Source organism: Roseibacillus persicicus (genome assembly GCF_014651675.1).
GTDB classification, from domain to species: domain Bacteria; phylum Verrucomicrobiota; class Verrucomicrobiia; order Verrucomicrobiales; family Akkermansiaceae; genus Roseibacillus; species Roseibacillus persicicus.
The window spans coordinates 303,010-329,991 of the sequence record NZ_BMXI01000003.1; the positions used below are offsets into that span (position 1 = coordinate 303,010).

The window sequence follows — 26,982 nt, forward strand, 5'->3', positions numbered from 1 at the left end:
TTTTCGAAATTTGTCGATGAGTCGTCCTCCATCGACCGCTTACCTTTCTTATTTATTCCTTTTTAGGAATATTGCAATAGATATTTATTGCAATTTATATCGAGTTGGTTTTTGCTCTTTCGCAATGAGAGCTCGCCCCACTGCAAAGCCTCCTTTCCAGAAGATACCGCTTCTGTTAGGACTCGCCTGTCTCAGCCTTTTTTCCTGTCGCAAAGAAGAGCCCACGATCGTGGCAACCAGTCTCTCTCCCGCGCAAGAACAAGCCGTTGTCCAGCAGGGAACCGCCGCTTCCCAAGCCTTGATGAAAACTCTTGGCGGGCAGCTCAAGGCCGCATTGCAAAGCGGTGGACCCGAAAACGCCCTTCAGGTCTGCCAAAGCGTGGCCCAACCTCTCACCGCCCAGACCAGCGAGACCCAAGCACGAGCGACCGTGACCCGCACGGCCTCCCGCTTTCGCAATCCTCTCAACCAACCCGATGCCACTGACAAAATGGTTCTCGCCGAGTGGGAAAAGATGATCTCGCAAGGCAAAGAGCTGCCACCCCATCGCATCTTCCCAATCGATGAGCATCAGGCTCTCTTTTACAAACCCATTCCAACCGAAGCCATTTGCCTGAAGTGCCACGGCGACCCCGCAACCTTCTCGCCAGCCCTCGCGGCCAAAATCAAAGAGGCCTACCCGCAAGACCAAGCCACGGGTTTTCAGGAAGGCGACCTCCGGGGCGTCTTCCGCGTCCTCGTCAACTTGGAGCCCTCTCTCCCTTCTGCTAACAACTAACCCTCCCTCAACTGTGAACATCGTTATCATCGGCGGCGTCGCCGGAGGAGCTTCCGCTGCCGCCCGTGCTCGCCGTCATTCCGAATCCGCCACCATCACCGTCATCGAGCGCGGCTACGACGTCTCGTTCGCCAATTGCGGTCTCCCCTATCACCTCGGTGGGGAGATCCCGGACCGGGACGACCTTGCCGTCCAGACGCCCGAGTCCTTGACCGCTCTCCTCATCCTCCAAAACAACGGCTTCGAAGCTCACTCCATCATCGAAGGAGCGCACTTGCAGTTGTGATTTGAAGGCTTCTCAATGGATGCTTCAGTTTTGCGATACTGCTCGCAACTCCTCAGCCAACTCCTTAGCCTTCTCAAAATTGGCTTTAAGATGAGGCTTCAATCCTTCAAAGCGAGACTGGAGATCCGCTTCCGAAACTCCTGAAGATCGAAGTAAAAATATCGTGCTCGTGGCCTCCAAATCTCGGGTCGATTTCTCGTTCAGTTTAGTTGCGAGCGACAGCCAAGATGGCGAGCCCCCGACTTCGAATAGCTCAAAAATTTGTTGCCCTCTTGCGCTAGGCTTAAAAACACTGGTCGGAAAACCGGCGTAAGGAGTTCGTTCCGAATTCTCGTCGATGTATTCCTCATCAACAAAGCGCTCCAACACCGTCTGCAACTCCGAAGAATACGCCCCATAGAGAGCTAGCTTGAAATCGAAACCAAAGTCGTGTCCACATTCTTGAAGAATGTGAATCATCTTTTGGCACTTCTTCCGGCCGGTAACCTCTTCGAGAGTGACGAAAAATTGTAGGAGCGGGATAAACGAGTCGGACATGGCAAGAGCGGGGTAAGAGTTTGTTCAGAATTCAGGCTAAATGACGGTCAATTTGTGTGGCAACCTCAGGCATAAAAAAGATTCGCGAAATTGGAAAACTCGCAGTTCCCAGACTCTGGAAAAGGACTGAGTCGCGCTCAATCGCTATCGCTGGACGCGAGTAGTCTCCATCGGAAAGGAGGATTGCTTTCCTCGATACCGTTTCCCAATAGGTCTCGGCATCCCTTTCCTTCATGGCCTCCGCCGGGGCCTTGTATGCGGAGAAATCGGAGTGATCGATTAGCCAAGAGCCTCCTTCAGGACCACTCTCTGCTGTCAGCTTCAATCTCAGTACACTCTGAAAGGCGAGAGTCGTCTGCTTCCCCTTCAGCTCCCGGGATTCGAGCGTCTTCTTCCGGTTAAGAAAGTTGGCAGCAAGCTTGCGCAGGAGGTCGGATGAATCCTCGGCCTGGCCCCACAAGACCATCGCTGCGATGAATGACGGCTCGTCCATCAAAAGAAATTCGCGATGGGAGACCTTCCCCTTTTCCTTGAGAAAATGCTGCACGTGGGCGGGAGTTGCGTCAGGCAATTTTCCGTCTTCCGCCAACCGTGCCGCTTCCGCAAAAAGCATCAGGAGATGGGCTTCCCACAGTCTGGTCGTTTGGTGGAAGTAGACCTGCATCGACATGTGGGCCCGGGCGATGATCAGTTGCTCGGCAGCGTGTCGCCCACGCTTCTCATCGAGACACAAACGAACCTGCGTATTAGGAACATCAGGTGACGGATCCAGCCCCAGACAAAAGCTATTGATGACCCACTCCACATCATAACTCCCATAGGCCACGCCGGTGAATAAAGAATCACGGAGCAAGTAGTCCATCCGATCTGCGTCGAGACTGCTACTGATGATGTCGTGCAGGAAAGGAATCTCATGAAAATCGAGAAGGTTCCGAATCTCCTCAATCTCATTCGCGGTCAGGTTGTGGGCGACTAGGACCTTGTTAATCCCCGACTCGGGATCCGTAAGCATGGACTTGCTGCGCTCCTCGTGGTCCTTCCCGCTCTCGAAGGCCCGCTCCATCATGTGCGAAAACGGGCCGTGGCCGAGATCGTGGAGAAGAGCTGCGATACGGACGAAGCGCGACTTGTGGAGCCAATGTGCCACCTTCTCATCACCCTGATAGCGACGCTCAAGAACCGCCAGGATGCGATTGGTGAGGTGCAAAACACCCAGACTGTGAACAAAGCGGGTGTGCTCGGCATTGGGATAGGTGATGTTGCTCACCCCCAGTTGGCGAACCCTCCGCAAACGCTGGAACTCCGGCGTATCAATCAGGTCCAAGAGAAGGTCCCGGTCCTGATCCAGCTGGATCAAGCCATGAACGGCATCTCGAAAGACTTTGCTACGCTGATTGGTCACGAATCATTAGTGTTCAAAAGAACGTAAAAAGTCAATTTCAAAACTTCCACCAAAGGACAGCGGGAGAACGCTCCTACTGACTCGCCTCCACAATGGCGATCTCCTCGGGGGTGAGATCGTAGAGCTGATAGACGAGCCGATCAATTTGACGGTCAGTGTTGGCGATATCGCTTTCGATGCGGCGGAGGATCTGGGGATTTTGCTCCTCCTGTAACTTTTTATGGAGACCAAGCATTGATTCAACATGTGAAACCAGCTTGTCGTGAAGGACGACGTCGGAGGGGTTGGAGAAATCGATGGGGCGGATGGGAAAATGCTGAATATACCGCTTTTCGTAGCTGGCCCAATTCCCCCGAAAAACCGTTGAAGTAATATAGATAAACCAAGACATCACCTTCGAGTTAAGGACTCCAAGAAAGTATAAAGGATCTACATCCTTCTTAAAAATTAGACCATACCCCCCTGATGCTCCGCCAAGATAGGCAAAACTTCCATCCAAGTCGCAACCAAAATGAGGCTTTGGAGCAATATCGGGTACTAATAATTTTTTTGAATAGGACTGGGTTAGGCACTGAGAGCGACTGTATTGATAAAACTGTTTCCCTGCAAATCTTCCACGTTCTCTTGCTTCAAGCTTCGCCTTACATTCCTCCAAATACGCCCAAAGCTTTGGCCGTCCAACCATGCTTGATTCTGCTAGTAAACTACCTGACTTATCGTATGGGAAAATCATCGAACGCACTGGCTCCGGGGTGCGGAACCGCCTCATGTCGCCCGACTTTGCCACGGAGAGGCAACACGACTCTTCAATCTCCACATCTTTTTTCAAATGCTTGGAATAACCGGTTAAAAATCCTGACTTTCTCGTGGTGTTGTGCAAGAGAAACACAGTATCCGCTCCTGTCTTTAACCCTTGAGTTATACTTGTGGTAAAGTCAGTAAGCGCCGGTTTTCCAGAAACTACTTTATCGAAAAATTTTCTCTCGGAATCGTTCAGAAGATACCATGAACCTTGACTAAGAAAATTTGTATCCATTGAATCCTGCGAAGGCATGAATTCGTAACGCCAATGCTCCAAATTATAAGCTCTCTGAAACAAGGTTCTTTGGTTTTTAGTCTCTGAAGTAAAGCAAAGGCAAGTATAAGTAGTCGCTTGCGCAAAGACTTGTTCAGCTCCAAAGCTAATTATTTCACAAAGACTCTTGGATTTCCCTAAAAGGCTTCTCAAATTCTTTCCATACTCTGCATTGAGAAACTTGTGCGGAACAATTTGACCAGAAAATCCTCTACTGCTTAGAAGGCTGGTCACTTTTTCGATAAAGCAGACATAGATATCAAAATTTCCAACAGAGGCGGATTGATAATTTTTCACATAAAAATCAGCTTCCTCAGGTGCAAATTCGCGCAATGACTGTATCCTAATATACGGAGGATTCCCAATCACCGCATCGAATCCCCCTTGCTCGAACACCTGCGGAAACGAGCATTCCCAATCGAAGACGTTGATGCGCTCTTTGGTTTCACCATCTAGTTCGGGTAACTCCGGCTGGTCATAAAAATCGGGACCGATGAGAGAGTTGCCGCACTGAATATTTGCCGCCAAGTCAGGGAGGATGCGCTGGCGCTCGGTCAAGAAGTCGCGCTGGAGTTGTTGCTGGGTCTCGCCTTCGAGCACTTTCAACAGAAGGGACAGCTTGGTCACTTCCACCGCTTGGTGGTCGATATCGACGCCGTGAATATTATTGAGCAGGATGCGTTTGCGCTCGGGGGTGGTGAGACGATATTCCCCCGCATCGTTCCGATAGATGGTGGGGGTCTTACCACCAGCGTGCTTCTTGATGCGTGCGGGGTCGGGCTGACGGGTGCTCGGGTCGAGGGTGTATTGATCCCGGTGCCAATCGAGAAGGTATTGATAGGCCACAATCAGGAAGGAACCGGAGCCACAAGCGGGGTCGAGAACCTTGAGCTTGGCGGCCTTGGCGAGGGAGAGAGGCTTGGGAGCGTCCTTCTCACCATTGAGCAAACGGCCCACGGTATTCTCCACAATGTAATCAACGATATACTTGGGGGTGTAGTAGACGCCGCCGGCCTTGCGGACTTCGGGCTTTTCCTCAATACGAACGGTGCGCCGCTTCTCCCCTCCGCCGAGTTGGATCGTTTTGCCGAGGAACTGCTCGTAAACTTGACCGAGAATATCGGCGGGAAGAACCGAAAACTCGTAGGCCGACTTGGGCGGGTAAGTCGAGAGGATGATGTCCTTGAGGGGCTGATCATCGATGGTCAGGCTAGGGGTGAGTCCATCGTGGAAGGAGGGACGCCCTTTCTCCAACTGGAAGTGGAATAAGCCTGAATTGTAGCGATCATCCGCCGCTTGGAAGAGCTTGAGGAGGCGCGCAAAGACCCCTTTACCAGTGGCTGCCTTTTGGAGGCGCCCGTGGTCCTCGGTCCCGCGATCCTCGGCCATGCGCAGGAAAATGATGCGATCAATGGTGATCTGAACAACATAGTTGAAGTCGCGGACGTTGGTCAGCTGCGGATTGCGAAGGACGACATTGGTAGCGAGGATTTGACGCCAATGCTCGATCTCCCTGAGAAAGGCGTCGTCGACTTCCTCAGTGCCTTTCTTGCGCTTGGTCGCGGCGAACTTATCAAAGGACCCTTTCAGCACCGCCTCGCGGGAAAAGGTAGGGGCGATGAAGCTGTCCCACTGATCGGCGTATTGCTCGAAGGTGAGATACTTGGTCCGCGCCACCGTTGGCTTGTCGTTCACAGCCGGACGAATGCGGGTATCGTAAACGGCTAACTCCTCGAAGTCGGAAAGGACGCAAAGCGGGAGCTTGGCCGACCAACCGTAGCGTCGCACTTGGCGGGCAGGCTCGGGATTGTCGTGAATATTGACGGCAGGCTTCTTGGCCTCGAGGAAGAACTTCCAAGCAGAGGGATTGGGGCCTCCGTTGATCGAAAAGGCGTAGTCTGGAGCCTTGGTGCCACCCCGAATTTTGATCGAGGCCTCATGGATAACATCAGTATAGGCGGGGGCGTGGCCAGACTTATTGTTGATGTCCCAGCCAAGGGCTTCCCAAAATGGGTCGAGAAACTCGCGACGGAGTTGAGTCTCGTTATAGCCGGGAGATTTATAGAACTCGAAATTGTTAGCGAAGGTTTCGCAAAGGCGTTCGACTTCAGGTGGCATTGGCATAGGAGAACTCTGTAGATATCTTTCAAAACTTCCAACTCCAGAATGCGCGGACTTGGAAACCATCTCACCCCAAAATCTGGGTCGAAACTTCCCAATACTTCCGAGCTTCGGCGAATTCACAATCGACCTCATCCCGTCGTGGCAGCCTTTCTCATGCTCGCCTCCTCCATGACCGTCCTGGCCCTGGTCAATCGCAAGATCACTCCCCAACTCCCGGGCAGCTCAGCCTGAGAACGTTAAAGTCCTCCTACGCCTGACTGAGGGCGCGGCTTCGACTGCGGGTTGAGGTTGGTACGGTCATAACGGAATGAACTGGCGACGGGTTAGGCCTTAGGAGCGACGCCTTGTTCTGTCTTTAGATTCTTGAACATGATGTGAGCGTCTACATAGCCCATTTCTGGGTGGCAAAATGCTCCGGGGACTGTTCCGACGATCTTAAAGCCAAGTCGCTCCCACAGGCGGATAGCACCCTTATTCGTGGACACGACCAAATTGAACTGCATCCCTCGAAACCCTTTTGATACAGCTTCCGCTTGTGAATGCTCGCACATGGAGGATGCAACGCCTCGCGCACGCGCGTTCTCGGAAACAATGTAACCGCAATTGCAGATATGCGCTCCAAGTCCAGGCTGATTGGCCTTGAGGTAATAAGTCCCGAGAAGCTCGCCACCGTCCTCAACCACGTAGGTTGCTCGCGGCTCGTCAACCCAGACGCCGCGGGCCTCCTGCTCCGTGATTTCGGGTGAGTAAACGTAAGTCTGTCCCGCGCGGAAAACAGGTTCGAGCATCCCCCATACTGCTTGCCAGTCACCTTCTTGAAACAATCGAATCATGGGCATGTCGTGGGGATCATATTTGGCAGAACCAAAGGAACTATTCCTCCTCGCTCTGAATTCCCAGCTCTTTCAAGAGTAAGAGGTCGAGGTCGGTGGTGCTGGGGGTCAGGCTTTCGCTGTTGCCGAACTTGATGATCTGAATTTTCTTCTCAGTCTCACCCACGACAAGAAACAGCATCCGATCATCCGGCAATCCGGAGTAACGGGTCGCATAGACCTTGCCGAAAAAACGCCCGTCTCCCCCCTCGCTCGTCATCATCTCGCCTGACTCGGTCACGTAGTTTTGGAAATTGGAACTGATGGCGGACTCGATGTATTGCTGGATTTCCTCGGTAGTCATGGGAGATATTCGGTCTTGGAGTGCCTCCACCATCACCGAACTTCCCACCGATGGCGAGCGCCGATCACGATTTGCGTGCTTCCCGCTTGCTCACTCCTTTTCCTCCAACTGGCGGGTGAAAAACTGAACTGTTTGCTCCACGATCTGTTCCGTTGTGGGCTTAATTGGTGCGTTGACTCTACGCCAGTTGTGCCCTGCGTTTTCGATGATCAAGACTTCAACCGGTGCCTGCACTTCATCCGCCTTCTCCTTCATATAACGGGCATGTTTGACAGGAATGGTGGTATCTTGATCCCCTTGGATCATCAGCAAGGGAGCGCTGTCCTTCTCAAGATACCGCACTGGACTCATCTCGCGATAAAGTCTGAGCTTGTCAGCTGGGTCGGTCTGCGATCCGAGAATTCGGGGCCCGAAGCGGTCTCGAAAGTCCGGCCTATCATCGTGATTGAAAAGTTCCTCTTTCTCAAAATCGCAAGGCCCGTAGAAGGAAACACCCGCCACCATTCGGTAAGTCGCCTCCACCAGTTGAGGATCCCCCGGCAAGGCCCCGGAGTCTGTCAGAAGAATCATCTGCGCGATTTGCCCACCCGCCGAGTCACCGAAAGCGAAAAAACGTTGGGGATCCAAGCCTAGCGATTCAGCATGATTCGCCAGATAACGCACGGCATCTTTGGAGTCGATTACGCAATCGCGCATCATGACTCCGGTCCCCTTTTTGCAAAGACGGTAGTCCACCGATGCGACACAAAACCCAGCTTCCAGAAGCTTCAAGGCCACTTTGGAATGCACACCGCGGGAAATGTTCAACTTGCTCCCCGCAGCCCAACCTCCGCCGTGGGTATAGATGACGACCGGGCTGGAACTCTCGCGATTTGCGATGGGGTAATAGAGGTCGAGAGCCAGCTGCTTTTGCAGAACTTTCTTATAGACCAAATCCAACTTTCGCTCACCACCAGTCTCCAGATATCTCCGCGGTTTTGACTCGGCGCGGGAGACGGGTTCGCCTTGCGCCAAGAGAAAGCAGCTCGCTACGAACACTGCAAGGATTCGGGTAAGATACTTCATGTTAGAAAAATGAGGTGGATTGGATTTCTCACTTCCCGGCAGGCTGCTTCCAGATGATTTTGGCCTCTTCACTTTCAACATCAAGACGAACGGAAGCATGGGCAAAGTCACGACTGAAACGATAACCATCACGCGTCGCGGGACCTTGAGGCGGGCCAAGGGGGCGCTCGAATTCAGGTCGCCGCTTTAGCCAAAGCTTACTCGTCTTGGCGTCGTATCCATCGTGCAAACAGAAGTAACTGTGTTCCTCGGCACAGACCAAGAACATCGCCAAGAGGTAATTGGCGCGGTGATTTTCATCCACCAACTTGTTCGCTCCCCCTGCCATCTCGGGTGCCTCGTCCGCATCCTGCAGATTCTCACCCAATCGGCAGGTAAAGGCAATCAGCGAACCCTCTCGGGCCGCCTTTTGAAAAGCTTCCATGCCCTTGGCGACATAATCCTCGCGAGACATCTTTCCCACCGACCCCTCGAATCCTTCAATATAGGAACCGTCCAACATCCGCAAATAACTCGCCCCTGAATCCGGGAAGCGAGCCCGCAGAATATTTGCCACCATCATCTTGTTCGGCCCCAACATCTCGCGGGTCTCCTTGACCAATCGGGTATAGCCAGAGAGAAGCCTTAGCTTTTTCTCAGGTCCGATTTCGCGGCGCAGATAGCCCTGTTCCACCACCTTGACCACTCCATCGAGAAACAGCCCATCAATGGAAGAGTCCGCACAGACTCCTTCTGCCGAATCGACCCACCAATCGCGCACCGCTTTGTTAGAAAGATCGTAGGCTGGCAGGCGATTGCGAATCAGATTCTTTTTTCCATTCTCCCCGACTAAAAACGGTTTGGAAATTCCCTTCAGCGACTGACTAGCGGCATAGCCTCCATATTCCACGATGACGTTCCGATAGTAGAGAATACGGGTCTCAGGATTCACCGCCTTGACCGCCCGCGCTGCTTTCAAAGTGCCCTCCTCAGTCGAACCCGAGTCGCGATGACCATTGCTTTTCTCGAAGGTCAAAAGCGGAAAAGTGGCGAGGTAGTCGATCTCATCCTGGGTGTAGGCCGTGTCCTTTCGCACATGCATGTAGAGTGGCACCGTATCCCAGGAGAAAGCCGGCCAGTTGAGCGGAACGTCTTCCCCCAGCGAAGATTCTGCTGTTAGAAGCCCATTTGTGAGGCCCCAGAACAATGCGGCCAAGAGTGTAGTGATTCTCATAAGTCGGTTCCCAACCCCAGTCCAAGGGGATTGCTGACTATTCGTTATCCGCCCTCGCCTTGAAAGGTCATTCGCTCCAGTTCCGGTTTCAGCTAAAGAAAAGGCGAATTTCGCAGGAAGTATTGAAGCCGAAATTTGAGAAAGGCCCCAGACCAACCCCGTTCCCACTTGCCTGCAAACGGGAAATTTCGTCCTCTCTCATCATGATCTATCGCAACGATGAGCACGTTGACCTCGCCACTCCACGTGGCCCCATGCGCAGCCACCTCTTTCGCCCCGTGGCGGAGGGCCGGTATCCTGCCATCATCCTTTACTCGGAGATCTATCAGGTCACGGCTCCCATCCGCCGGGCGGCAGAATACCTGGCGGGGCACGGCTTTCTGATTGTTGCGCCGGAGGTCTACCACGAGTTCGAAGAGGCGGGCACGGTCTTCGAATACGACAAGCCGGGCACCGATCGGGGGAACGAGTTGAAGGTCACCAAGGAGGTCGCTTCCTTCGACGACGATGCCGCCACCCTGGTTAACTTTCTCCAAAGCCACGAGGCCTGCAGCGGCAAAATCGGAGCGCTCGGCATCTGTCTGGGCGGTCACCTCAGCTTCCGCGCCTGCGTCACCCAACCGGAGATTACAGCAGGAGCCTGTTTCTATGGCACCGACCTCCATCAACGCTCCTTGGGCAAAGGCGGTAACGACGGGACCCTCGATCGGGCGGAGGAAATCGAAGCCGAGATGCTCATGATCTGGGGCCGACAGGATCCCCATATCTCCCGCGAAGGCCGACGCGAAATCTACGACGCGATGACCGATGCCGAGGTCTCTCTCTCGTGGCACGAGTTCAATGGTCAGCACGCCTTCATGAGGGATATCGGTCATCGCCACGACCCCGAAATCGCGGCCCAAGTCTGGTCCCTTACCCTCGCTTTCTTCACCCGAATCCTCAAATAGCTCCCATCCATGAACGACGAAGCCAAAAGCGAGATCGCGCTCCTCGCCGAGAAACAACTCACCGCCTACAACAACCACGACCTCGATGCCTTTGTGGCCTGTTATCACCAGGAGGTCATGGTGCTCGATACCGATGGAAAGGTCACCACCAAGGGGCTGGAAGCCTTTCGCAAGAACTACGAGGAGATGTTCGCCAAGGGCAACTTCGGAGCCACCGTCGAGACCCGCATCCAGTTCAAGGACCACTGCGTCGACCTCGAGCACTGGCACCGCTTCCGCGATGGAGAGGAAAAGCGCGGAACCGTGCTGGTGCGCTATCGCCTGCGCGACGGGCTCATCGGGACGGTGCAGTTTCTACGCTAGAGAGTGTTGCTCGCGATTGCGGGGAAGCTCTCTAACAGCTTATCGGGTTGAGCTCGATTGCCAGGTTGCCTTCGTGGGAAAAAAGAGGGAATAAAGGAGTGCTCAGGATGTCCTACCACCCAATGCCAACCAAGCTTGCCGCATCCATGAACCCGTTCAGAAAACCGAACTTCGCCACCGCCATCCTCGCCTTGGGCTCCAGCCTTTTGCTCGCCTCCACCAGCTTCGCCGCTCCCGCAGAATCAGCCGAACAGGCCAAACCACTTGGCAAAGGCGAAGCCGTCCCTGCCGTCACTCTCAAGACTGACGACGGAAAAGATTTTCTCCTGAAAGAAGAAACTGCCAAGCAGCCCACCGTGCTCATCTTTTATCGCGGTGGCTGGTGCCCCTTCTGCACCCGGCAGATGGCCGAGCTCGCCCAATCCCAGCAAAAGCTCACCGATATGGGCTACCAAATCCTCGCCATCGGCGCGGACGCGGCGGGGGACCTGCCTGCCACTGCTGAGAAATTCGACCTCGGCTACACTCTTCTCTCCGACGCCGAGATGAAGGCCTCCGATGCCTTTGGTCTCGCCTTCTACCTCGATGAAGCCACCAGCAAGCGCTACGAAGGTCGCTTCAAGCTCCCAAGTAAGCACGAGGGCCGCTATTGGCTACCCGTCCCTGCGGTCTATATCATTGGCAAAGACGGGAAAGTGGCCTTCGTCCACACCGATCCCAACTACCGCGAACGCCTGCCCATCGAGGACCTCCTCCAGGCGGCGAAGGACGCCAACCAGTAAAGAAACGACTCTCTAACAAGCACGACCGGAGGGGGTTGCCCGCAATCCCCTCCCTCCGTCAAATCAACGGCGACCTCCCGCAAACCCTTCCCCGCCAAGCCCTCACGCCTTCCGGGCCAGCGCACCCGCCCATTGGGTGAGGAAAGACCCGTTCGTTTCTTGCTCAATTCGCGAAAAATGCTCTCCTTCGCACCCCGCATTTTTCATGAGTTCGCACATCGAGATCATCGCCCAAGAGACTGGCCTCAAGCTCAGTTCTGTCGCCGCCACCGCCAAGCTTCTCGAAGAAGGAGGCACCGTCCCCTTCATCTCCCGCTATCGCAAAGAACAAACCGGCTCCCTCGATGAAGTCCAGATCACGACCATCCGTGATCGTCTGAACCAGTTGGCCGAGCTCGACAAGCGACGCGAGGCCATCCTCAAGTCCCTCGAGGAGCGCAAGTTGCTCACCGAAGACCTCAAAAAAAAGGTCCTCGCCGCCAAGACTCTCAGTGCCTTGGAGGACGTCTTTGCCCCCTTCCGTCCCAAACGCCAAACCCGCGCCACCAAGGCCATCGACCGCGGATTGGAGCCCCTCGCCGACTGGTTGTTAGAAAATCAAGACGCAGAAGTCACCGAAGAAGCCGGCAAGTTTGTCTCGGAAGAAAAAGACGTCGCCACCCTCGACAACGCCCTCGCCGGGGCCCGCGACATCATCGCCGAACGCGTCGCAGACGACGCCGAGCTGCGTGGTCGCGCGCGCAAGGTCTACGAGAACGACGCCATCCTCGCTTCCAAGGTTCTTTACGGAAAAGAGGAAGAGACCGACGCGCAGAAGTTCCGCGACTACTTCGACTGGAGCGAGCCTTTGGCCAAAATCCCCTCCCACCGCCTCCTCGCCATTCGTCGGGGCGAAAAAGAAGGCTTCCTCTTCATGCGCGTGACCGTGCCGGCCGAACAAATCGCCGACCTCGCCGTCCCCTACTGGGTCACGGGCAAAGGCCCTGCCAGCGAGGAAGTGCAAAAGGCCGTTGAGGACGGATGCAAGCGCCTCCTGATGTCTTCCATGGAAACCGAGGCCCGCCTGCAGTCCAAGCGCCGCGCCGACGAAACCGCGATCACCGTCTTTGCCGACAACTTGCGCGAGCTCCTGCTGGCTTCCCCGCTGGGCGAAAAGCGCCTCCTCGCCATCGACCCCGGGTTCCGCACCGGTTGCAAGACCGTCGTCCTCGACGCCTCCGGCAAGCTCCTGCACCACACCGTGCTCCACTGCACCGCAGGCTCACACGGACAGGTGCTGGCAGCCGCGGAAGAGGTGACCCAGCTTCTTAAGAAATACCAAATCGAAGCCATCGCCATCGGCAACGGAACCGCCTCGCGCGAGACCGAAACCTTTATCCGCAAGCTCAAGGTCACCATCCCCATCGTGATGGTCAACGAGAGCGGGGCTTCCATTTACTCCGCCTCGGAGGTCGCGCGGGAAGAATTCCCCAACGAGGACGTCACCGTGCGCGGCGCCGTCTCCATCGGTCGTCGCCTGATGGACCCCTTGGCCGAGTTGGTCAAAATCGATCCCAAGTCCATTGGGGTTGGGCAATACCAACACGACGTCGACGAACGCGCCTTGAAAAAGAGCCTCGATGACACCGTGATCTCCAGCGTGAACGCGGTGGGGGTGGAAGTGAACACCGCTTCCAAGCAACTCCTCTCCTACGTTTCCGGACTCAACAGCAGCCTGGCGCAAAACATCGTCGCCTATCGCGACAGCAACGGACCTTTCCAATCCCGAAGCGAGCTCAACAAAGTGCCCCGCCTGGGACCCAAAGCCTTCGAACAAGCGGCCGGTTTCCTGCGAGTCCGTGGCGGTGCACATCCTCTCGACTCCTCCGCCGTTCACCCCGAGCGCTACCAGCTGGTTGAGCAAATGGCCAAAGATGTCGGCTGCGAGCTCAAGGATATCCTGAACAATCCCGCTGCACGCAAAAAAATCGACCTGCGTAAATACGTCAGCGAAGCAGTCGGCCTCCCCACTCTGGAAGACATCGTTGCGGAACTCGCCAAGCCCGGCCGCGACCCGCGCAAGCAGTTCGAGATTTTCTCTTTCACCGAAGGAGTCGAAAAGCCCTCCGACCTGATCGCAGGAATGAAGCTTCCCGGCATCGTCACCAACGTCACCGCCTTTGGAGCTTTCGTGGATGTCGGTGTTCACCAGGACGGACTGGTTCACGTCAGTCAACTCGCTGACAAGTTCGTGAGCGACCCGGCCGAGATTGTCAAAGTCGGGCAAAAGGTTCACGTCACCGTCACCGAGGTCGACCTCAATCGCAACCGCATCTCCCTATCCATGAAGGCCCAGCCCGAGATTGGTTCCGAGCGTCGCGATTCTAACAAGCGCACCAGCCCCGGCCCCCGCAACTCCGATGGCGGACGCAACCAGCGCGGAGACCGCAATCGTCGCGGCAACAACGCCCCCCCGCAGAGCAGCGACGACTGGTTCTCCATGGCCATGAAAAACGCCAAAAAGAAGTAGGCCACACGGACCGCGAGTGCCCCCACTCGCCCCACCATTCCGTCCCCTCACAGCCCCGTCCCTAGGCGGCCCAAGGCCGACCTGTGCCCTCATCACAGCCTCCCGCGCCACCATCACCCACCATCAAGAACAGCGGGTCCCCCCAATCGACCATCCTCACTCCCTAATTCGCAGTGCCCCCATCGTCAAGCAAGCAAGCTTTGCTCCTCCCACGAACACCAAAGAACAAACCCATCCACCCCAAAGCGGCGGCAAGCCGCACGCACTCCAAAAGGTCTCCCGTCGGACCGCGAGTGCCCTCACTCGCCCCACCATTCCGTCCCCTCAAAGCCCCGTCCCTCGACGGCCCAAGGTCGACCTGCGCCCTCATCACACCCTCCCGTGCCACCATTACCCACCAACAAGAGAAGCATGCCACCCATCCAATCGACCATCCTCACTCCCTAATTCGCAGTGCCCCCATCGTCGAGCAAGCAAGCTTTGCTCCTCCCACGAACGCCAAAGAACAAACCCATCCACCCCAAAGCGGCGGCAAGCCGCACACACTCCAAAAAGCCACCCCGCCCTTCCCAACATAAAAACAAATTCCCAGTCCCACTCACTCGTCAAAATTCTGTCCAATTCCGTTCATTCTGTCCAAGTCCCACAGAACCCCCGTCAATCCTGTCCCATCCTGTTCAACCCACCATTCGGTCCCCTCACAGCCCCGTCCCTCGGCAGACCAAGGCCGACCTGCGCCCTCATCACAGCCTCCCGCTCCATCCTCACCCACCAACAAGAAAAGCGGGTCCCCCCCCCATTCGACCATCCTCACTCCCTAGTTCGCTGCGCCCCCATCGTCGAGCAAGCAAGCTTTGCTCCTCCAACGAACGCCAAAGAACAAACCCATCCACCCCAAAGCGGCGGCAAGCCGCACGCACTCCAAAAAGCCACCCCCCTCTTCCCAACATAAAAACAAATTCCCAGTCCCACTCACTCGTCAAAATTCTGTCCGATTCCGTTCATTCTGTCCAAATTTCCCAAAACCCCGTCAATCCTGTCCCATCCTGTTCATCCTGTCCAAAAATCCCCCATCCATCGAGTGAGTGACCCGTGGCACCCAGTCTGCTATCCATCCAGCATGGACAAAGTAACCCACACAGAACGAACCCCTCCCTCAAGCGACACCCGCCGAAACTGGCTCAAAAAAACCGGTGCCATCCTCGGCGCAAGCATTTGTAGCACCCGGGCAACAGCAGAAGTCACCACCCCTGCCCTCGTCAAACCATCATCCCAACAGCCCGTTCGGATGATGTATAACGAAAATCCCCTGCCCGCCTCCCCCAAGGTCAAAGCCGCGATGACCGCCGCGCTCGAAGAAGCCAACACGTATTCCTACTTCGAGTTGTTAGCCGACTTCAAAAAAATCCTGGCCGAAAAAGAAGGAGTCTCTCCGGAAGAAATCGTCGTCGGCGCGGGTTCCACCGAGATCCTCCGCGTCACCGCCCTGCAACTCATTCGCAACTCATCCTCGGGCCCCGGCCGGGTCATTGCCAACAGCCCGGGCTATGAGTCCATGAACACCTACGCCGAAAACCTCGGGGCCGAAATCGTGCGGGTCCCCGTTCTCGACGATCTGTCCCCCGACCTCGCCGGTCTCGCCAAGGAGGTCAAAAAGGGAGCCACTTTCCTCAACCTCTGCAACCCGAACAACCCCACCGCAGTCATCGTCCCCGAGAAGACCCTCACCCCTTTCTGCCGGGAGATGGCCCAGGAGACCTTCGTCTTCGTCGACGAAGCCTATCACGAGTTCGTCACCGACCCGAACTACCGCACCATGCTCCCTCTGGTTAAAGAAGGCCATCAGGTGATGGTCACCCGCACCTTTTCCAAACTCTTTGCCCTCGCCGGACTCCGCATCGGCTACGGAATCGCAAACCCCAAACTCGTCGCCCAACTGGAGGCCTCACTCACCGGCACCGTCAACATCGTCGCCCTCCGCGCAGCCATGGCCGGGCTAGCCGATCAAGAATTCCAAGCAGCCAGCCTGAAAAACAATGTGCAGGCGAAAGAGATCTTTCTCCGCAAGCTCGCCGACCTCGGTCTCAAGGCCGCGCCCTCGGAAGGCAACTTCGTCTTCTTCCACACCGGAATGCCCATCCAGGAGTTTCAGCAAAAGATGCTGCAAAAGGGTTTCCGTGTGGGCCGCCCTTTCCCTCCCTATCTCGACTGGTGCCGCCTCAGCATGTCCACCCCGGACCAAATGGAACTCTTCTGTTCTGCATTGGAAGAAGTCGTCTCCTAATATCCCCGCGCCGTTCGGGCCCCTTCCCCTCGAACACCGCAGCCGCTCGAAAAGCGCAATCTCAGGCGAGCCCAAAAACTAACAGGCTTAACCAGATAATCAATTGCTCTAAATAAAAAACAGGGTATGATATCCCTGCCCCCGCTCGTGTTTCCCTTGTTGCTACGATATTCCTACTTGTCGGTCTTCCTGTCACTCGCGCCCGCCCTCCAAGCGGCCGTAGTTTTCATGGAAGACTATGAATCTTTGACCGCTGGTGAACTCAACGGACAAAGCGGCACTCTTGGGATCTCTGGGAATTGGCAATCGAATGAAGCAATCACCGAAGTCGTTTCCGCACCCGCGAATCTGGAGGTCACCCTGCCTACCGGAGAAGTCATCTCGGGCGGCAACCAGGCCCTCCAACTGACCGGAAACAGCAACACAGCCATCTCCGCCAGCCTCTCAAGCCCCCAGAGCGGCACCTTCTTCGTTTCCTTTCTGATTCAGTTGCAAGCCGGTAGTATCCAAACCAACGACTTCGCCACCCTTTGGTTTGGCGAAGGGACCCATATCGGAGCGCCTGCCATCGGCATCAAAGCCGAGTTGGGAGTTGGCAATACGGACTTGATGGGTCGCATCTCCGGCAACCAGGAAGCCTACGCTCCGGAACAATTGGTGGTGGGAGAAAGCTACTACCTCGTTGCAAAGGTTTCCAAGACGGGCTCTTCCAACACCTACAACCAAGTCGAGTTCTGGGTCAATCCCGGCTCGGGTGATGAGAGCACCCCGGAAGCCGTCTCCACCGGTTCCATTTCCTTTTCAGAATTTCAAGACATTGGAATCCGGTCAGCCAACCTGGATTCGGACGACGTGGTCCTCATCGACAATCTCTCAGTCGCAACCGACTGGGATGACCTATTCGTCCCCGAGCCCAGCTCATCAATGCTCTTGGGCCTATCACTTTTAGGCCTGTTCACCTACCGGCGGCGGCTCCAATAGAGCGTCTTATCCGACAAGGGGCTCACTGCCCTTTTGGCGGGCTGGCGACCCAGTGAGCTTTCTGTTTCCCGTTTCGCATCACGAGCTCGAACTCTTGCCCAAGCACAGCGCCCGCCTCCCAGCTGACCCTGCGGAGCCTTACGCGAAAGAGCAACTCGACGCACGATAACACTTATCCCGGCAGAAAAAGCCAAGATAAAGGTCTGGAAAAGTTAGTTAAACTACATTAACTAATATCTTTTCATGACCGCCCCTTCATCATCTAACAGATTCCTGACCACTCTTCGCGAGGACACGCTGCGCGAGATTGCGGCCAGTAAGGCGGCCTTGGTTGAGATTTGGAGCCTATCCCTGGCCCAGCGGGTGGAGAAGGGTCATGCCTTGGGACCGTTGAGAGTGGTGTCCCAAAAAGGCGCCATCGTGACCCTGGCCCATGAGACCAGTTTGTCGCAGGAATCTTTTTCGCGTATCCGGGAGGGAGACCTCCTGCGGATGACTCGCAACGAACCACTCGCAAACGGGCCCTCCTGTTTTTTCCTGCACGACGATGGCGAACTCGTTGTGGTGCAGATGCTTTCGGATGCTCCCCTGCCCTTTGACGAGCCTCTCAGCGGCCTCACCCTCGACCCCGATTTCTTCGATCCCACTGATCGCTTTCTTGCCGCACTGGATGCCTTGCGAACGACGGTCCATGGCACGGATGTGGTGCTTCCCATTCTGATGGGTGAAGGCGACAGCGGGTCGGATTCAGAAACCTTCGACGAAGTGCTGGACCAGTTGGAAGACCTCCCCACAGAGGAAGCCTTTCACCCCGCCCAGAACGATGCCATCGCCCTGAGCCTGGCGGCCTCGCGCTTTCATCTGGTACAAGGTCCTCCCGGAACGGGGAAGACCCATGTCTTGGCCGAGATTGCCTGCCGTCTGATCGAAAAAGGACATCGCGTCCTTCTAACAGGGCCCACCCATCGCGCCATTGATCATGCCCTCCGGTCCTGTCGCAAGCGTCTCCCTGCTGGAGTTCGAGTGGTCAAGATTAGCCGGGCTCGCTTCGATTCCGACTCTCCGGTGGAACACTTCGACCACCTCGGAGATGCCGAACTCAGTTTCGACGAACCCTTTCTCCTGGGCTCCACCACCTTGAACCTTTGGTCGAACAGCAGCGGCCTCGTCGACCAATCGTTCGACACCGTCTTGCTCGACGAGTCTTCGCAGCTCACCCTGATGCTCGCGACCCTGGCCATGCTGCGCGCGGAGAAGTTTCTCTTCTTCGGCGACCATTGCCAGCTCCCTCCAGTGCGACTGGCTCCGAATCCCGACAGCACCCTCGACGACTCCATCTTCAACAAGCTGCGCAAGTCCTCCTCCACCACCATGCTCACAGAATCGTGGCGCTTGAATGCCGACCTTGCGGAATGGCCGTCGGCGACTTTCTACGGCAACCAGCTGACCGCTCGACACGATCGAGTCCTTTCCCTCGCACCCGCTTCCAGTCTCCCCGCTCTGCAAGCACGCCCGGGATTCGTCTCCATCCAGCATGATGATCGTCAGTCCTCGACGCGTTCTCCGGAAGAAGCAGAGAGAGTTCTGGAGCTCATTCTCGACCTCCTTCGGGGCGGCTTGGCTCCCTCTGATATTGCGGTGGTCACTCCCTTCCGCGCCCAAGCGGCTTTGATTCGTCGCTCCCTGCGGAATCGCGAAGAGTTTACCCCTTGGCCAGTCGAAGAGCTTCTGGCCGACACCGTGGAACGCCTGCAGGGGCAGGAAAGAGAGGTCATTCTGGTTTCCATGGCGGCCTCGCGGGATGAATTCATCATGCGTCTCGAAGACTTCCTCTTCGAGCCCCGCCGCCTCAATGTCGCCATCACCCGGGCCCGGCGAAAGACCATCTTGCTCCATTCCAAAACCCTTCTCAAGGTCGCGCAATCTTTAGCCGACTCCGGTAGCGCCGGAGCCACCACCTTCTGCTCACTACTAGAATCCTAGTAATCTTCAGTCTCCCGCGAAACAACAACCATCGTCCATGTCCATTCTTATTCCAGAAAAGCCAAGCGGCCAGAGCACCCCAGCCATCCTTCGTCTCTTTCGCATCCTAAAGAAACTTCCGGATGACTACACTGTCTGGCACAACTTCAGTTCAGCCAAACCGCATTTTCTCGTCGTCTCCCCAACACGAAACGCGTTTCTGATTCATGTCGCTGAGACGACTGAGGAATTGGCCCAGTCCGCGATTCAGCTCGACCTGTTAAATGGTTCGCAAGCTCTCACTCCTGACACGGTGGCTGCTGACGAACTGGCGTTGCTCGATCAATTCCCGCTCTCCTCCGACGCTCAGGTCCGTCGCCTGCTAGTCTTTCCCAACGCTTCGCAAGGCACTCTCGACCAGATTGTTTTACAGCGTTCGCAAGAAACCCAGGTCAATTTTTTGAGCCTCAAGCAGTCCACGCCGGAGAACTTTTTATCACTGTTAGAGAACTTGGCAGGGACTCCTCTTCCCGAACCGGCACTTTATACCCTACGGGCGGACTTCACTCCCGAAACCGTCATTCCCTCATCCCATCGTCCTACGCTCATTGAACAGGCGAAAGACGGCTGCGACATTCCCGCCTTTCTCGATCTGGACCAAGAGCGTCTCTTCAAACAAGATCTCCTCGCCCCTCCTCCGGGAGAACAGCTCTCCGCGACTTCCCGCTTGGTCACTGGTCCGGCCGGCTCGGGCAAGTCCCTCGTGCTTCTTCATCGGGCCATCCTCGCAGCCCAACTCCACACCGGAGCCCGTCTGCTGGTCCTCACCCACAACCGACCGATCAGCACCCAGTTGCAACAGAGATTTCAAGAGATTGCACCTAAAAACTCGACCGTCAATTGGAAGACTTTTTTCGCTTGGGCTACCAGCTATCTTCGTCCTGACGAAGACATCATCAGCGACCACGTGGTGAGACGTCGCATTGCGTCCCTCCAAGCCCAGAGTCCCCGTTTGGCGGACTTTCAACCGGACTTTCTCACTGACGAGATCGACTACCTGCGCGACCTCGGCATCTCCAGTTTGGAGGAGTATCTGGAACTCGAGCGTACGGGTCGGCTCACCGCCTTGCGGGGGGAAGCCCGCGAGGCCATCTGGCAGCTTCTCCTCGATTACCGGGCGGAACTCGCCCGCGAAAAGCTCCTCGACTGGCACGAAGTGGCGCTGCGCTTTGATGAGTTTGCGGGAGAGAAACCGGGCAGCTTTCACCCCGGCTATGACTTCATCTTCATTGATGAAGCCCAATTCTTCGCCAAGATTTGGTTCGCGCCCGTGCTCACCGCGCTCAAGCCAACCGGACAGCTCTTCCTCTCCGCCGATCACACCCAAGGCTTCTTGAAGCGTCGCCAGTCTTGGCGCGATTTGGGCATCGATGTGGTCGGGCGAGCGACTCGCTTGGCGCGCGTCTATCGTTCCACTCAGGAGGTCGCCCGCTGTGCCCGCAACTTTTTCCTAACCAGGCAGGCCAGCGATAGGGTCAATGATTTTTCAACGCTACCCGACCTGCTTCCCAGCGAAAACTTGAAGAGCCTCCCATCCGGAGAACCCGTCCACATCCTCCAGATCGGTTCCCCCAACAGACTGCATCAATACACCGCAGAGCTGGTGACGCGGCACCTTGAGGTCTCCCCACACCTGCGTGGCCACATTCTCGTGATTGAAGCCGACCCAGCCAAAGCTTACAACCTCCGGGAAAACCTCGAAAAACATCTCGGCCCCAACACGGTCCGCAACCTCAAACCAAAGCCCGGAGAACGACAACCGAAGGAGCCCCTTTGTCAGGTGGCCTCGCTGCATGCCGCGACCGGACTGGAGGCCACCAGCGTGATCTTGCTCGGACTGGACTCGTTGTTAGAAAAGGAAAAGGACCCGACCTTGAGCCCCGAATCGGCGGACGAACTTCGGGCCGCCCAGACCCGGCTCATTTATGTTGCCCTCACCCGCGCTATCGCCCGTCTAACCTTGGTGACTACGAACAAGGAACAGTGGAAGGACCTCCTCGGGGTTCAGGACGAGTCTGAGGTCGAGGTCGAAACCGTAGCCTAGCCGCGACGGGTTCAATAGTCTTCTAACATCTGTTCGATGGTCTTAACCAAGCGGGCATTTTTCTTGGCGTCCAAGGCATCGGGGTGAGGCTGGGAAAAACGTCCAATGTCATTGTCGAAGTAGAGACCCGTCGCGCCCGCAAATTCGTCAGAAAGAGCCGCGCGGACGAGGATATCTGCCCCAATACTCAGGTCACTGCCATCGACCCCGTAGGCGTCCTTCACCATTTTACTACCCAAAAACGATTTTGGATTCACCGCGACAATGACCGGTCCATCCGGCCCCAACTTGTCGGCCAAATGTCGGGACCACATCGTCAGGGCCAGTTTGCTCTGGGCGTAAGCTTCACTATCCGAGAGTTCCCCTTCTCCCTGCAAAGCCCGCAAATTGACCGGTGCTTGCGCAGCCGAAGAGAGGTTCACTACTCGTCCATCCTTGGCCAGAACGGGCAAAAGACTACGCGTCAGGAGATAGGGTGCGAGGGTATTGACCACGAAGCGCGCATCGAGACCCGACTCCGTTCTGGCATCAGCCATGCGAAGAACTCCCGCATTGTTGATCAAGATATCCAGCGGCCCGTGGGCAATCACGGAGTCTGCCAAGGAGCGCACGTCCTCGAACTTGGAAAGATCCGCCACGAAGCCCACGAGCCCCAACTCGCTCTTTAACTTCTCCAACTTGTTCGGATTTCGACCATGGAGGAGAACCTCGTGTCCTTCTTGCTGCAATTGGCGGGCGGTGGCCAGCCCGATGCCATCGGTCGAGCCGGTGATGAGAATTGTTTTTTTCATTGTTTGATTTGGGGGTTTGTAAATTCGGGCAGGATCTCATCTGCGATTCTTCGCATGGTATCCTCTGTATCGTTTTGATTGAATCTCAAGTTTAGAGCCACGTGATTGACCCCGATGGACTGCACGGTCTGGAGATAGTCCCGCAGGTGGTTCATCCCGAGCCGGAAGCCGAGGTGAATCGGACGAGGGCCTTCCTTCGGGTCATCGGCGAGGTCGATATGAAAGGGTTGGGTGACCGGCTTCTCCGCCAGACCGGCCTCGCGCGAGCGCTTGCGATAGTGCTCGATGGCCTGTGACTGGATGGTGAAGTTGCGGGGATAGGTCAGCCAGCCATCGCCATTGTCCGCCACCCAGTTCATGTCCTGTTGGCTCCCTCCGGTGATGAGCAAGGGGAGTCCCTGGCCGAAGGGTTTGGGCAAAAGATCCATCTGCCCGTCGAGCTGACCGTGGGAGTTCTCGAAGCGCGGGAAGCTTTCGCTCATGCGTCGAATGTATTGAAAGCTCTCGCGAAAGCGCGCTCCCCGGTCCTCGAAGCTCATCTTCATCGCGGGATATTCATCGGGCCGGTCTCCCGAGGCGATGCCCAGGAGAAGTCGGCCGCCCGACAGGACATCCGCAGTCGCGGCAGCTTTGGCGACATGGGCGGGGTGCCGCAAGGGCAGCACCATGCTTGCCACGCCGAGGGCAATCTCGCTCGTCGCCCCCGCTAACAACCCCAAATAGACAAAAGGATCGAAGGTCTGCCCCGCGTCCCCGAAACTGGGGACATTGAAAGGCACATCGCGAATCCAAACCGCCGCGAATCCCAGTTCCTCCGCCAGCTGCACGCGCTCCAGATGCCGATTCATGGTCGGCACGGGAGACTGGGAATATTCTTCCAAGGGCACCACCAGCCCCAGACTCATCCGGTTCGGTTGGAACACGGAGTTGTAAGCCCGGTTGATTGTGGGAAAGGAAGTCGCGGGGACTGACGGTTTCGGATTCATGGAATGCGCTACGGTTCGGCGGTTAATCCGCGTTGTTATTCGTGGTCGATGACAACCTTGCCCATACCCTGACCGCTCTCCAGCCGGGCGTGGGCTTCTCCCGCTTGCTCCAGGGAATAGCGGTTTTCGTCGAGAACCACTTTGAAGCCACCGGCTTCGGCGATGGTGGCGAGGTCGCTCAGAATCGCGTGATGCTGACCACGCTGATAGTTGTGCAACATCGGAATCAACATGAAGACGACATGCAGCGAGAGCCCCTTGAAGTGCGCTCCGCTGAGGTCCAATTCGCACAGAGTCACCGTCGTCGCGACGTTGCCATTGAGCGCGGCCGCTTCAAAGGACTTCAGCAAATTCTGCCCGCCTACGGAATCGAACACGATGTCGAATCCCGCACCGCCGGTGTGCGCTGCCACATAATCTTCCACCGCTTCGGTCTTGTAGTTGATCGCCTGCGCTCCGAGTTCGTTGATGAGTGCCAGCTGCTTCTCACCTCCACCAGTGGCCACGACCTCCGCGCCCCAGTATTTGGCCAGTTGCACAGCCACGTGTCCCACCCCACCGGAACCACCGTGGACGAGCACTTTCTGCCCTGCGGAGATACCTGCTCGCTTAAGCCCCTCGTAGGCGGTGATGGCCACCAGAGGGAGCGCCGCCGCTTCGCGCATGCTGAGGTTGGAAGGCTTTTTCGCCATCAACTGGGCATCGGCGACAATGTATTCGGTGAGGGTTCCCGGCAAGTCCGCCAGACCACCAGCGCAACCGTAGACCTCGTCCCCGACGGCATAGCCATCGACCCCTTCTCCGACCTCTTCCACGGTGCCGGCAAAGTCCATGCCCAGAAGGGCGGGAGTTTCGGGCGAGAGCGGCAACTCTTTCCCCATATTGCGAATCATAGTGTCGACGGTGTTGACACTGGAGGCCGCGATCTTGACCAGCACGTGGCCAGCCTTCACCGCTGGCTTGGCTACCTCGGCAGCTTCGAATTTCGCGTCTTCACCATAGGCTTGAATGAGCATTGCTTTCATAATCGTCTTTCGTTTTTGGGTTGTGTTGAGGATGCGGCTTTCACCGACTTGCGATCAGATTACCTCAAGGCCAACTATTTCGGAAATTGATTGTTGAAATCGAACCCATGAGTAAATCGAATCGACTAAAAATTGGAGAAGCGCGACTCGCGACGGATTTGACCCTTCTTTCGCAACCCATGCGCACCGAACGCGACGATATGCGGGGCGAATATTCCTGCTTAGGCATATAGTCTCCGCACGCTCATGGCCAATCCTTCCAAAAAGTCCCCGAACCTCGAGACCGTCACCACCATCAACGACGATGGCTCGCACTACGTCCTCCATCCGGCCGATGTCCGGGGCAAGTTCACCGTGATGCGCCGCCTGGTGGCTGCGGTGATGCTCTTTGTGTATGTCGCTTTGCCCTGGATTCAGATCAACGGCAATCCGGCGGTCTTCCTCGATGTCGCCCACCGCCGCTTCCACCTCTTCGGCCTCACCTTGGCTCCCCAGGACTTGTGGGTGCTCTTCTTCCTCATCTCCGGATTGGGGTTCACGCTCTTCTTTGTGACCTCGCTGTTAGGTCGTCTCTGGTGTGGATGGGCCTGTCCCTACACCATCTTTCTGGAGCACATCTTTCGTCGGGTGGAAAGACTCATCGATGGCGACGCACCCGCTCGTCGCAAGCTGGCGGCGGCTCCCTGGAACTTTGAAAAAATCTGGAAGCGGGTGCTCAAGCACGGGATCTACATTCTCTCGGCCTTCCTCATCGCACACATCTTTCTCTCCTACTTTGTCTCGCTGAAAAGCCTCTACGGATATATGCGCGAGAACCCTCTGGCCCACTTCACGCCCTTTGCCGTGGCGGCCTTTCTAACTGTGGTCCTCTACGGATGCTTCGCCTTTTTCCGCGAACAATTCTGCATCATCATGTGCCCCTATGGTCGCATCCAATCTGTTCTAACAGATGACGACACCATGATCATTGGCTACGACGAGAAGCGGGGTGAACCCCGGGGCGCCAAGGGCAAGGTCGAGGGCGATTGCATCGACTGCCGCCGCTGCGTGAACGTCTGCCCCACCGGAATCGACATCCGCAACGGGCTGCAGATCGAGTGCATTGGCTGCTCGGCCTGCGTGGATGCCTGCGATGAAATCATGGTCAAAGTGGGCCGCCCGAAAGGCCTCGTGCGCTATGACTCCCTCAATGGTCTGGCCGGGCTGAAGCGACGCATCCTGCGCCCCCGCATCTTCCTCTATCTCGGTCTTGCCGGACTCGGCACCGCCGCCCTGATTGGGGCCGTGACCCAGCGGGCCCGTCCCTACACTTGGTCAGTGACCCGGATGCAAGGCCCACCCTACTACACCGATGGCAATGCGGTGCGGAACCACTATCAGGTCCTCCTGATCAACAAGCGCAACCAACCCGCCACGGTCACCTTCGACCTTGTCAACCCACCCGCCGGATTCAATCTCTCGGGCGAAAACGAGCCCCTCCCGATGGAGCCCAAAAGCGAGCTGGAACGTCCCGCCATCATCGTCTGCGATTACGGAAACTTCACTGGACCGGTTGAGCTTCAACTCCGTGCGACAGCCAATCCTGGCAACACGACTTTGCTGCAGACCATCCGCTTCATCGGCCCGAACCCCAACTCCCTCAAGTAACGCCGCAAAATTCGCTGACTCTCCCGTATTAGGTGCGGAGTCTTTTATCCCCCCATCCCTCATCCTCTCTCTCGCAATGACCAAAATTCTTATCAAACACCCCTGGCTTCTGCTCGTGCTCTGCTTCGGAATTCTGATCACAGCCTGGAGCTCCCTCATCACCATCGCGGTCAAGTTCCGTCCCGAACCTGCCCCCCTGACCCAGCAAAGCGAACACCCGTAGGTCACCGTCATGGAATCCGTTACCACCATCTCCGCCGCGCTGGTTGCAGGACTGGTTACCAGTGTGCATTGCGTGGGGATGTGTGGACCGCTGGCCTGCACGGTGTCGTCGATGAAGGGCGGGGAAACCTCGCGACTGGTAGGCGCCACCGCCTACCACCTGGGTCGACTGATTTCCTACGGCAGCATCGGGGCGCTGTGCGGATTCCTCGGACAACAGCCCCTGAAGTGGATCTTCAACAGCCCCGCCGTGCTTCTGCCCTGGTTCATGATTGCGGTCTTTCTGGTGACGGCGCTGGGGCTTTGGAAAAAGCTCCCCCGCCCCAAGTTCATCGACCGGCTCTTTGCCCAAGCCCGCATGAAGGCCTTTCGCATGTCCTCCACCCACGGCGGTTTCCTGCTGGGCCTCGCAACGCCCATCTTGCCCTGCGGACCACTTTATCTGCTCTTTGCGGCGTGCCTGCTCACTGGCTCACCGATCCGTGGAGCCGAGTTCGCATTGGCCTTCGGGTTGGGAACCATTCCTCTCCTTTGGGCCGCCCAACAGTCCCTCACCCAGATCAAGAAGGCCCTCCCCGCCGCCACCTTCACCCACCTGCAACGGACCCTCGCTGTCGTGGCCGCCGCCGTGATGATCTTCCGCCTGCAAGACACCCTGCCACTCAACAAAGAGGTCGAGATGGCCAAGCCAACGGACGAACTACCAAGCTGCTGCCACTAAAC

22 protein-coding genes and 1 pseudogene are annotated in these 26,982 nt (G+C 56.5%); 13 read left to right on the forward strand and 10 right to left on the reverse strand.

The annotated features are described in order from the left end of the window. The first annotated feature begins 124 nt into the window (after nucleotides 1-124). Together IE099_RS05310 and IE099_RS05315 are read left to right on the forward strand one after the other, a co-directional pair. Nucleotides 125-778 (forward strand): Tll0287-like domain-containing protein, encoded by a 654-nt coding sequence (locus tag IE099_RS05310; RefSeq protein ID WP_189568021.1) that lies wholly within the window; start codon nucleotides 125-127, stop codon nucleotides 776-778. A gap of 13 nt (nucleotides 779-791) precedes the next feature. Beyond that, nucleotides 792-1,007: pseudogene (locus IE099_RS05315) on the forward strand (FAD-dependent oxidoreductase); the annotation flags it as partial. A gap of 81 nt (nucleotides 1,008-1,088) precedes the next feature. On the opposite strand, the gene IE099_RS05320 reads toward IE099_RS05315, so the two are convergent. From IE099_RS05320 to IE099_RS05350, 7 genes are all read right to left on the reverse strand, one after another. Then, nucleotides 1,089-1,523 carry a hypothetical protein gene (locus IE099_RS05320; RefSeq protein ID WP_189568023.1) on the reverse strand — a complete coding sequence of 145 codons (435 nt, stop codon included), beginning with the start codon at nucleotides 1,521-1,523 and terminating at the stop codon, nucleotides 1,089-1,091. Nucleotides 1,524-1,632: 109 nt separating this feature from the next. Next, nucleotides 1,633-3,003: an HD domain-containing protein gene (locus tag IE099_RS05325; protein ID WP_189568025.1), complete on the reverse strand. Its 1,371-nt coding sequence runs from the start codon at nucleotides 3,001-3,003 to the stop codon at nucleotides 1,633-1,635. A 73-nt stretch (nucleotides 3,004-3,076) separates the two neighbouring features. Next, nucleotides 3,077-6,196 carry an Eco57I restriction-modification methylase domain-containing protein gene (locus IE099_RS05330; protein WP_189568027.1) on the reverse strand — a complete coding sequence of 1,040 codons (3,120 nt, stop codon included), beginning with the start codon at nucleotides 6,194-6,196 and terminating at the stop codon, nucleotides 3,077-3,079. Nucleotides 6,197-6,525: 329 nt separating this feature from the next. After that, nucleotides 6,526-7,041 carry a GNAT family N-acetyltransferase gene (locus tag IE099_RS05335; protein ID WP_189568029.1) on the reverse strand — a complete coding sequence of 172 codons (516 nt, stop codon included), beginning with the start codon at nucleotides 7,039-7,041 and terminating at the stop codon, nucleotides 6,526-6,528. A 34-nt stretch (nucleotides 7,042-7,075) separates the two neighbouring features. Further along, nucleotides 7,076-7,378, reverse strand: coding sequence for a hypothetical protein (locus IE099_RS05340; RefSeq protein WP_189568031.1), 303 nt, complete (start codon nucleotides 7,376-7,378; stop codon nucleotides 7,076-7,078). A gap of 90 nt (nucleotides 7,379-7,468) precedes the next feature. After that, complete coding sequence (locus IE099_RS05345; RefSeq protein ID WP_229809400.1) at nucleotides 7,469-8,443, reverse strand: alpha/beta hydrolase; 975 nt, start codon at nucleotides 8,441-8,443, stop codon at nucleotides 7,469-7,471. A 28-nt stretch (nucleotides 8,444-8,471) separates the two neighbouring features. Next, nucleotides 8,472-9,656: a putative glycoside hydrolase gene (locus IE099_RS05350; protein ID WP_189568035.1), complete on the reverse strand. Its 1,185-nt coding sequence runs from the start codon at nucleotides 9,654-9,656 to the stop codon at nucleotides 8,472-8,474. A 203-nt stretch (nucleotides 9,657-9,859) separates the two neighbouring features. On the opposite strand from IE099_RS05350, the gene IE099_RS05355 reads away from it, so the two are divergent. The 8 genes from IE099_RS05355 (at nucleotide 9,860) to IE099_RS05390 (ending at nucleotide 21,588) form a co-directional block, all read left to right on the forward strand. Then, nucleotides 9,860-10,603 carry a dienelactone hydrolase family protein gene (locus IE099_RS05355; RefSeq protein WP_189568038.1) on the forward strand — a complete coding sequence of 248 codons (744 nt, stop codon included), beginning with the start codon at nucleotides 9,860-9,862 and terminating at the stop codon, nucleotides 10,601-10,603. Between the two features lie 9 nt (nucleotides 10,604-10,612). After that, nucleotides 10,613-10,966 carry a nuclear transport factor 2 family protein gene (locus IE099_RS05360; RefSeq protein WP_189568039.1) on the forward strand — a complete coding sequence of 118 codons (354 nt, stop codon included), beginning with the start codon at nucleotides 10,613-10,615 and terminating at the stop codon, nucleotides 10,964-10,966. Nucleotides 10,967-11,073: 107 nt separating this feature from the next. After that, entirely contained in the window at nucleotides 11,074-11,748 is a 675-nt protein-coding gene (locus IE099_RS05365) for a peroxiredoxin-like family protein (protein ID WP_229809401.1), read from the forward strand. Nucleotides 11,749-11,953: 205 nt separating this feature from the next. Then, nucleotides 11,954-14,257 carry a Tex family protein gene (locus tag IE099_RS05370; RefSeq protein WP_189568043.1) on the forward strand — a complete coding sequence of 768 codons (2,304 nt, stop codon included), beginning with the start codon at nucleotides 11,954-11,956 and terminating at the stop codon, nucleotides 14,255-14,257. Nucleotides 14,258-15,377: 1,120 nt separating this feature from the next. After that, complete coding sequence (locus IE099_RS05375; RefSeq protein ID WP_189568045.1) at nucleotides 15,378-16,541, forward strand: pyridoxal phosphate-dependent aminotransferase; 1,164 nt, start codon at nucleotides 15,378-15,380, stop codon at nucleotides 16,539-16,541. Between the two features lie 126 nt (nucleotides 16,542-16,667). Continuing rightward, entirely contained in the window at nucleotides 16,668-17,522 is an 855-nt protein-coding gene (locus IE099_RS05380) for a PEP-CTERM sorting domain-containing protein (protein ID WP_189568047.1), read from the forward strand. A gap of 243 nt (nucleotides 17,523-17,765) precedes the next feature. Next, nucleotides 17,766-19,505, forward strand: coding sequence for a DEAD/DEAH box helicase (locus IE099_RS05385; protein ID WP_189568049.1), 1,740 nt, complete (start codon nucleotides 17,766-17,768; stop codon nucleotides 19,503-19,505). 37 nt (nucleotides 19,506-19,542) lie between these two features. Beyond that, entirely contained in the window at nucleotides 19,543-21,588 is a 2,046-nt protein-coding gene (locus IE099_RS05390; RefSeq protein WP_189568050.1) for a UvrD-helicase domain-containing protein, read from the forward strand. An 11-nt stretch (nucleotides 21,589-21,599) separates the two neighbouring features. Here IE099_RS05390 and IE099_RS05395 read toward each other — a convergent pair whose 3' ends face one another. Genes IE099_RS05395 through IE099_RS05405 form a run of 3 tightly spaced genes read right to left on the reverse strand, consistent with a single transcriptional unit; the run spans nucleotide 21,600 to nucleotide 24,390 of the window. Further along, the gene (locus tag IE099_RS05395) at nucleotides 21,600-22,379 is read right to left on the reverse strand and encodes an SDR family NAD(P)-dependent oxidoreductase (RefSeq protein ID WP_189568052.1); all 780 of its coding nucleotides are present in this window, start codon (nucleotides 22,377-22,379) and stop codon (nucleotides 21,600-21,602) included. Then, nucleotides 22,376-23,365 carry an LLM class oxidoreductase gene (locus IE099_RS05400; RefSeq protein ID WP_189568054.1) on the reverse strand — a complete coding sequence of 330 codons (990 nt, stop codon included), beginning with the start codon at nucleotides 23,363-23,365 and terminating at the stop codon, nucleotides 22,376-22,378. Before IE099_RS05400 ends, IE099_RS05395 begins: the two co-directional genes overlap by 4 nt. Nucleotides 23,366-23,400: 35 nt before the next feature. Further along, entirely contained in the window at nucleotides 23,401-24,390 is a 990-nt protein-coding gene (locus IE099_RS05405; RefSeq protein ID WP_189568056.1) for a zinc-dependent alcohol dehydrogenase family protein, read from the reverse strand. Between the two features lie 246 nt (nucleotides 24,391-24,636). Here IE099_RS05405 and ccoG point away from each other — a divergent pair, with 246 nt between their 5' ends. From ccoG to IE099_RS05420, 3 genes are all read left to right on the forward strand, one after another. Continuing rightward, nucleotides 24,637-26,037, forward strand: coding sequence for a cytochrome c oxidase accessory protein CcoG (gene ccoG, locus IE099_RS05410; RefSeq protein ID WP_189568058.1), 1,401 nt, complete (start codon nucleotides 24,637-24,639; stop codon nucleotides 26,035-26,037). A gap of 76 nt (nucleotides 26,038-26,113) precedes the next feature. Further along, a complete protein-coding gene (locus tag IE099_RS05415; protein ID WP_189568060.1) occupies nucleotides 26,114-26,260 on the forward strand; it encodes a hypothetical protein in 147 nt (48 codons plus the stop codon). A 9-nt stretch (nucleotides 26,261-26,269) separates the two neighbouring features. Continuing rightward, complete coding sequence (locus tag IE099_RS05420) at nucleotides 26,270-26,980, forward strand: sulfite exporter TauE/SafE family protein (protein ID WP_189568062.1); 711 nt, start codon at nucleotides 26,270-26,272, stop codon at nucleotides 26,978-26,980. Nucleotides 26,981-26,982: the final 2 nt, after the last annotated feature.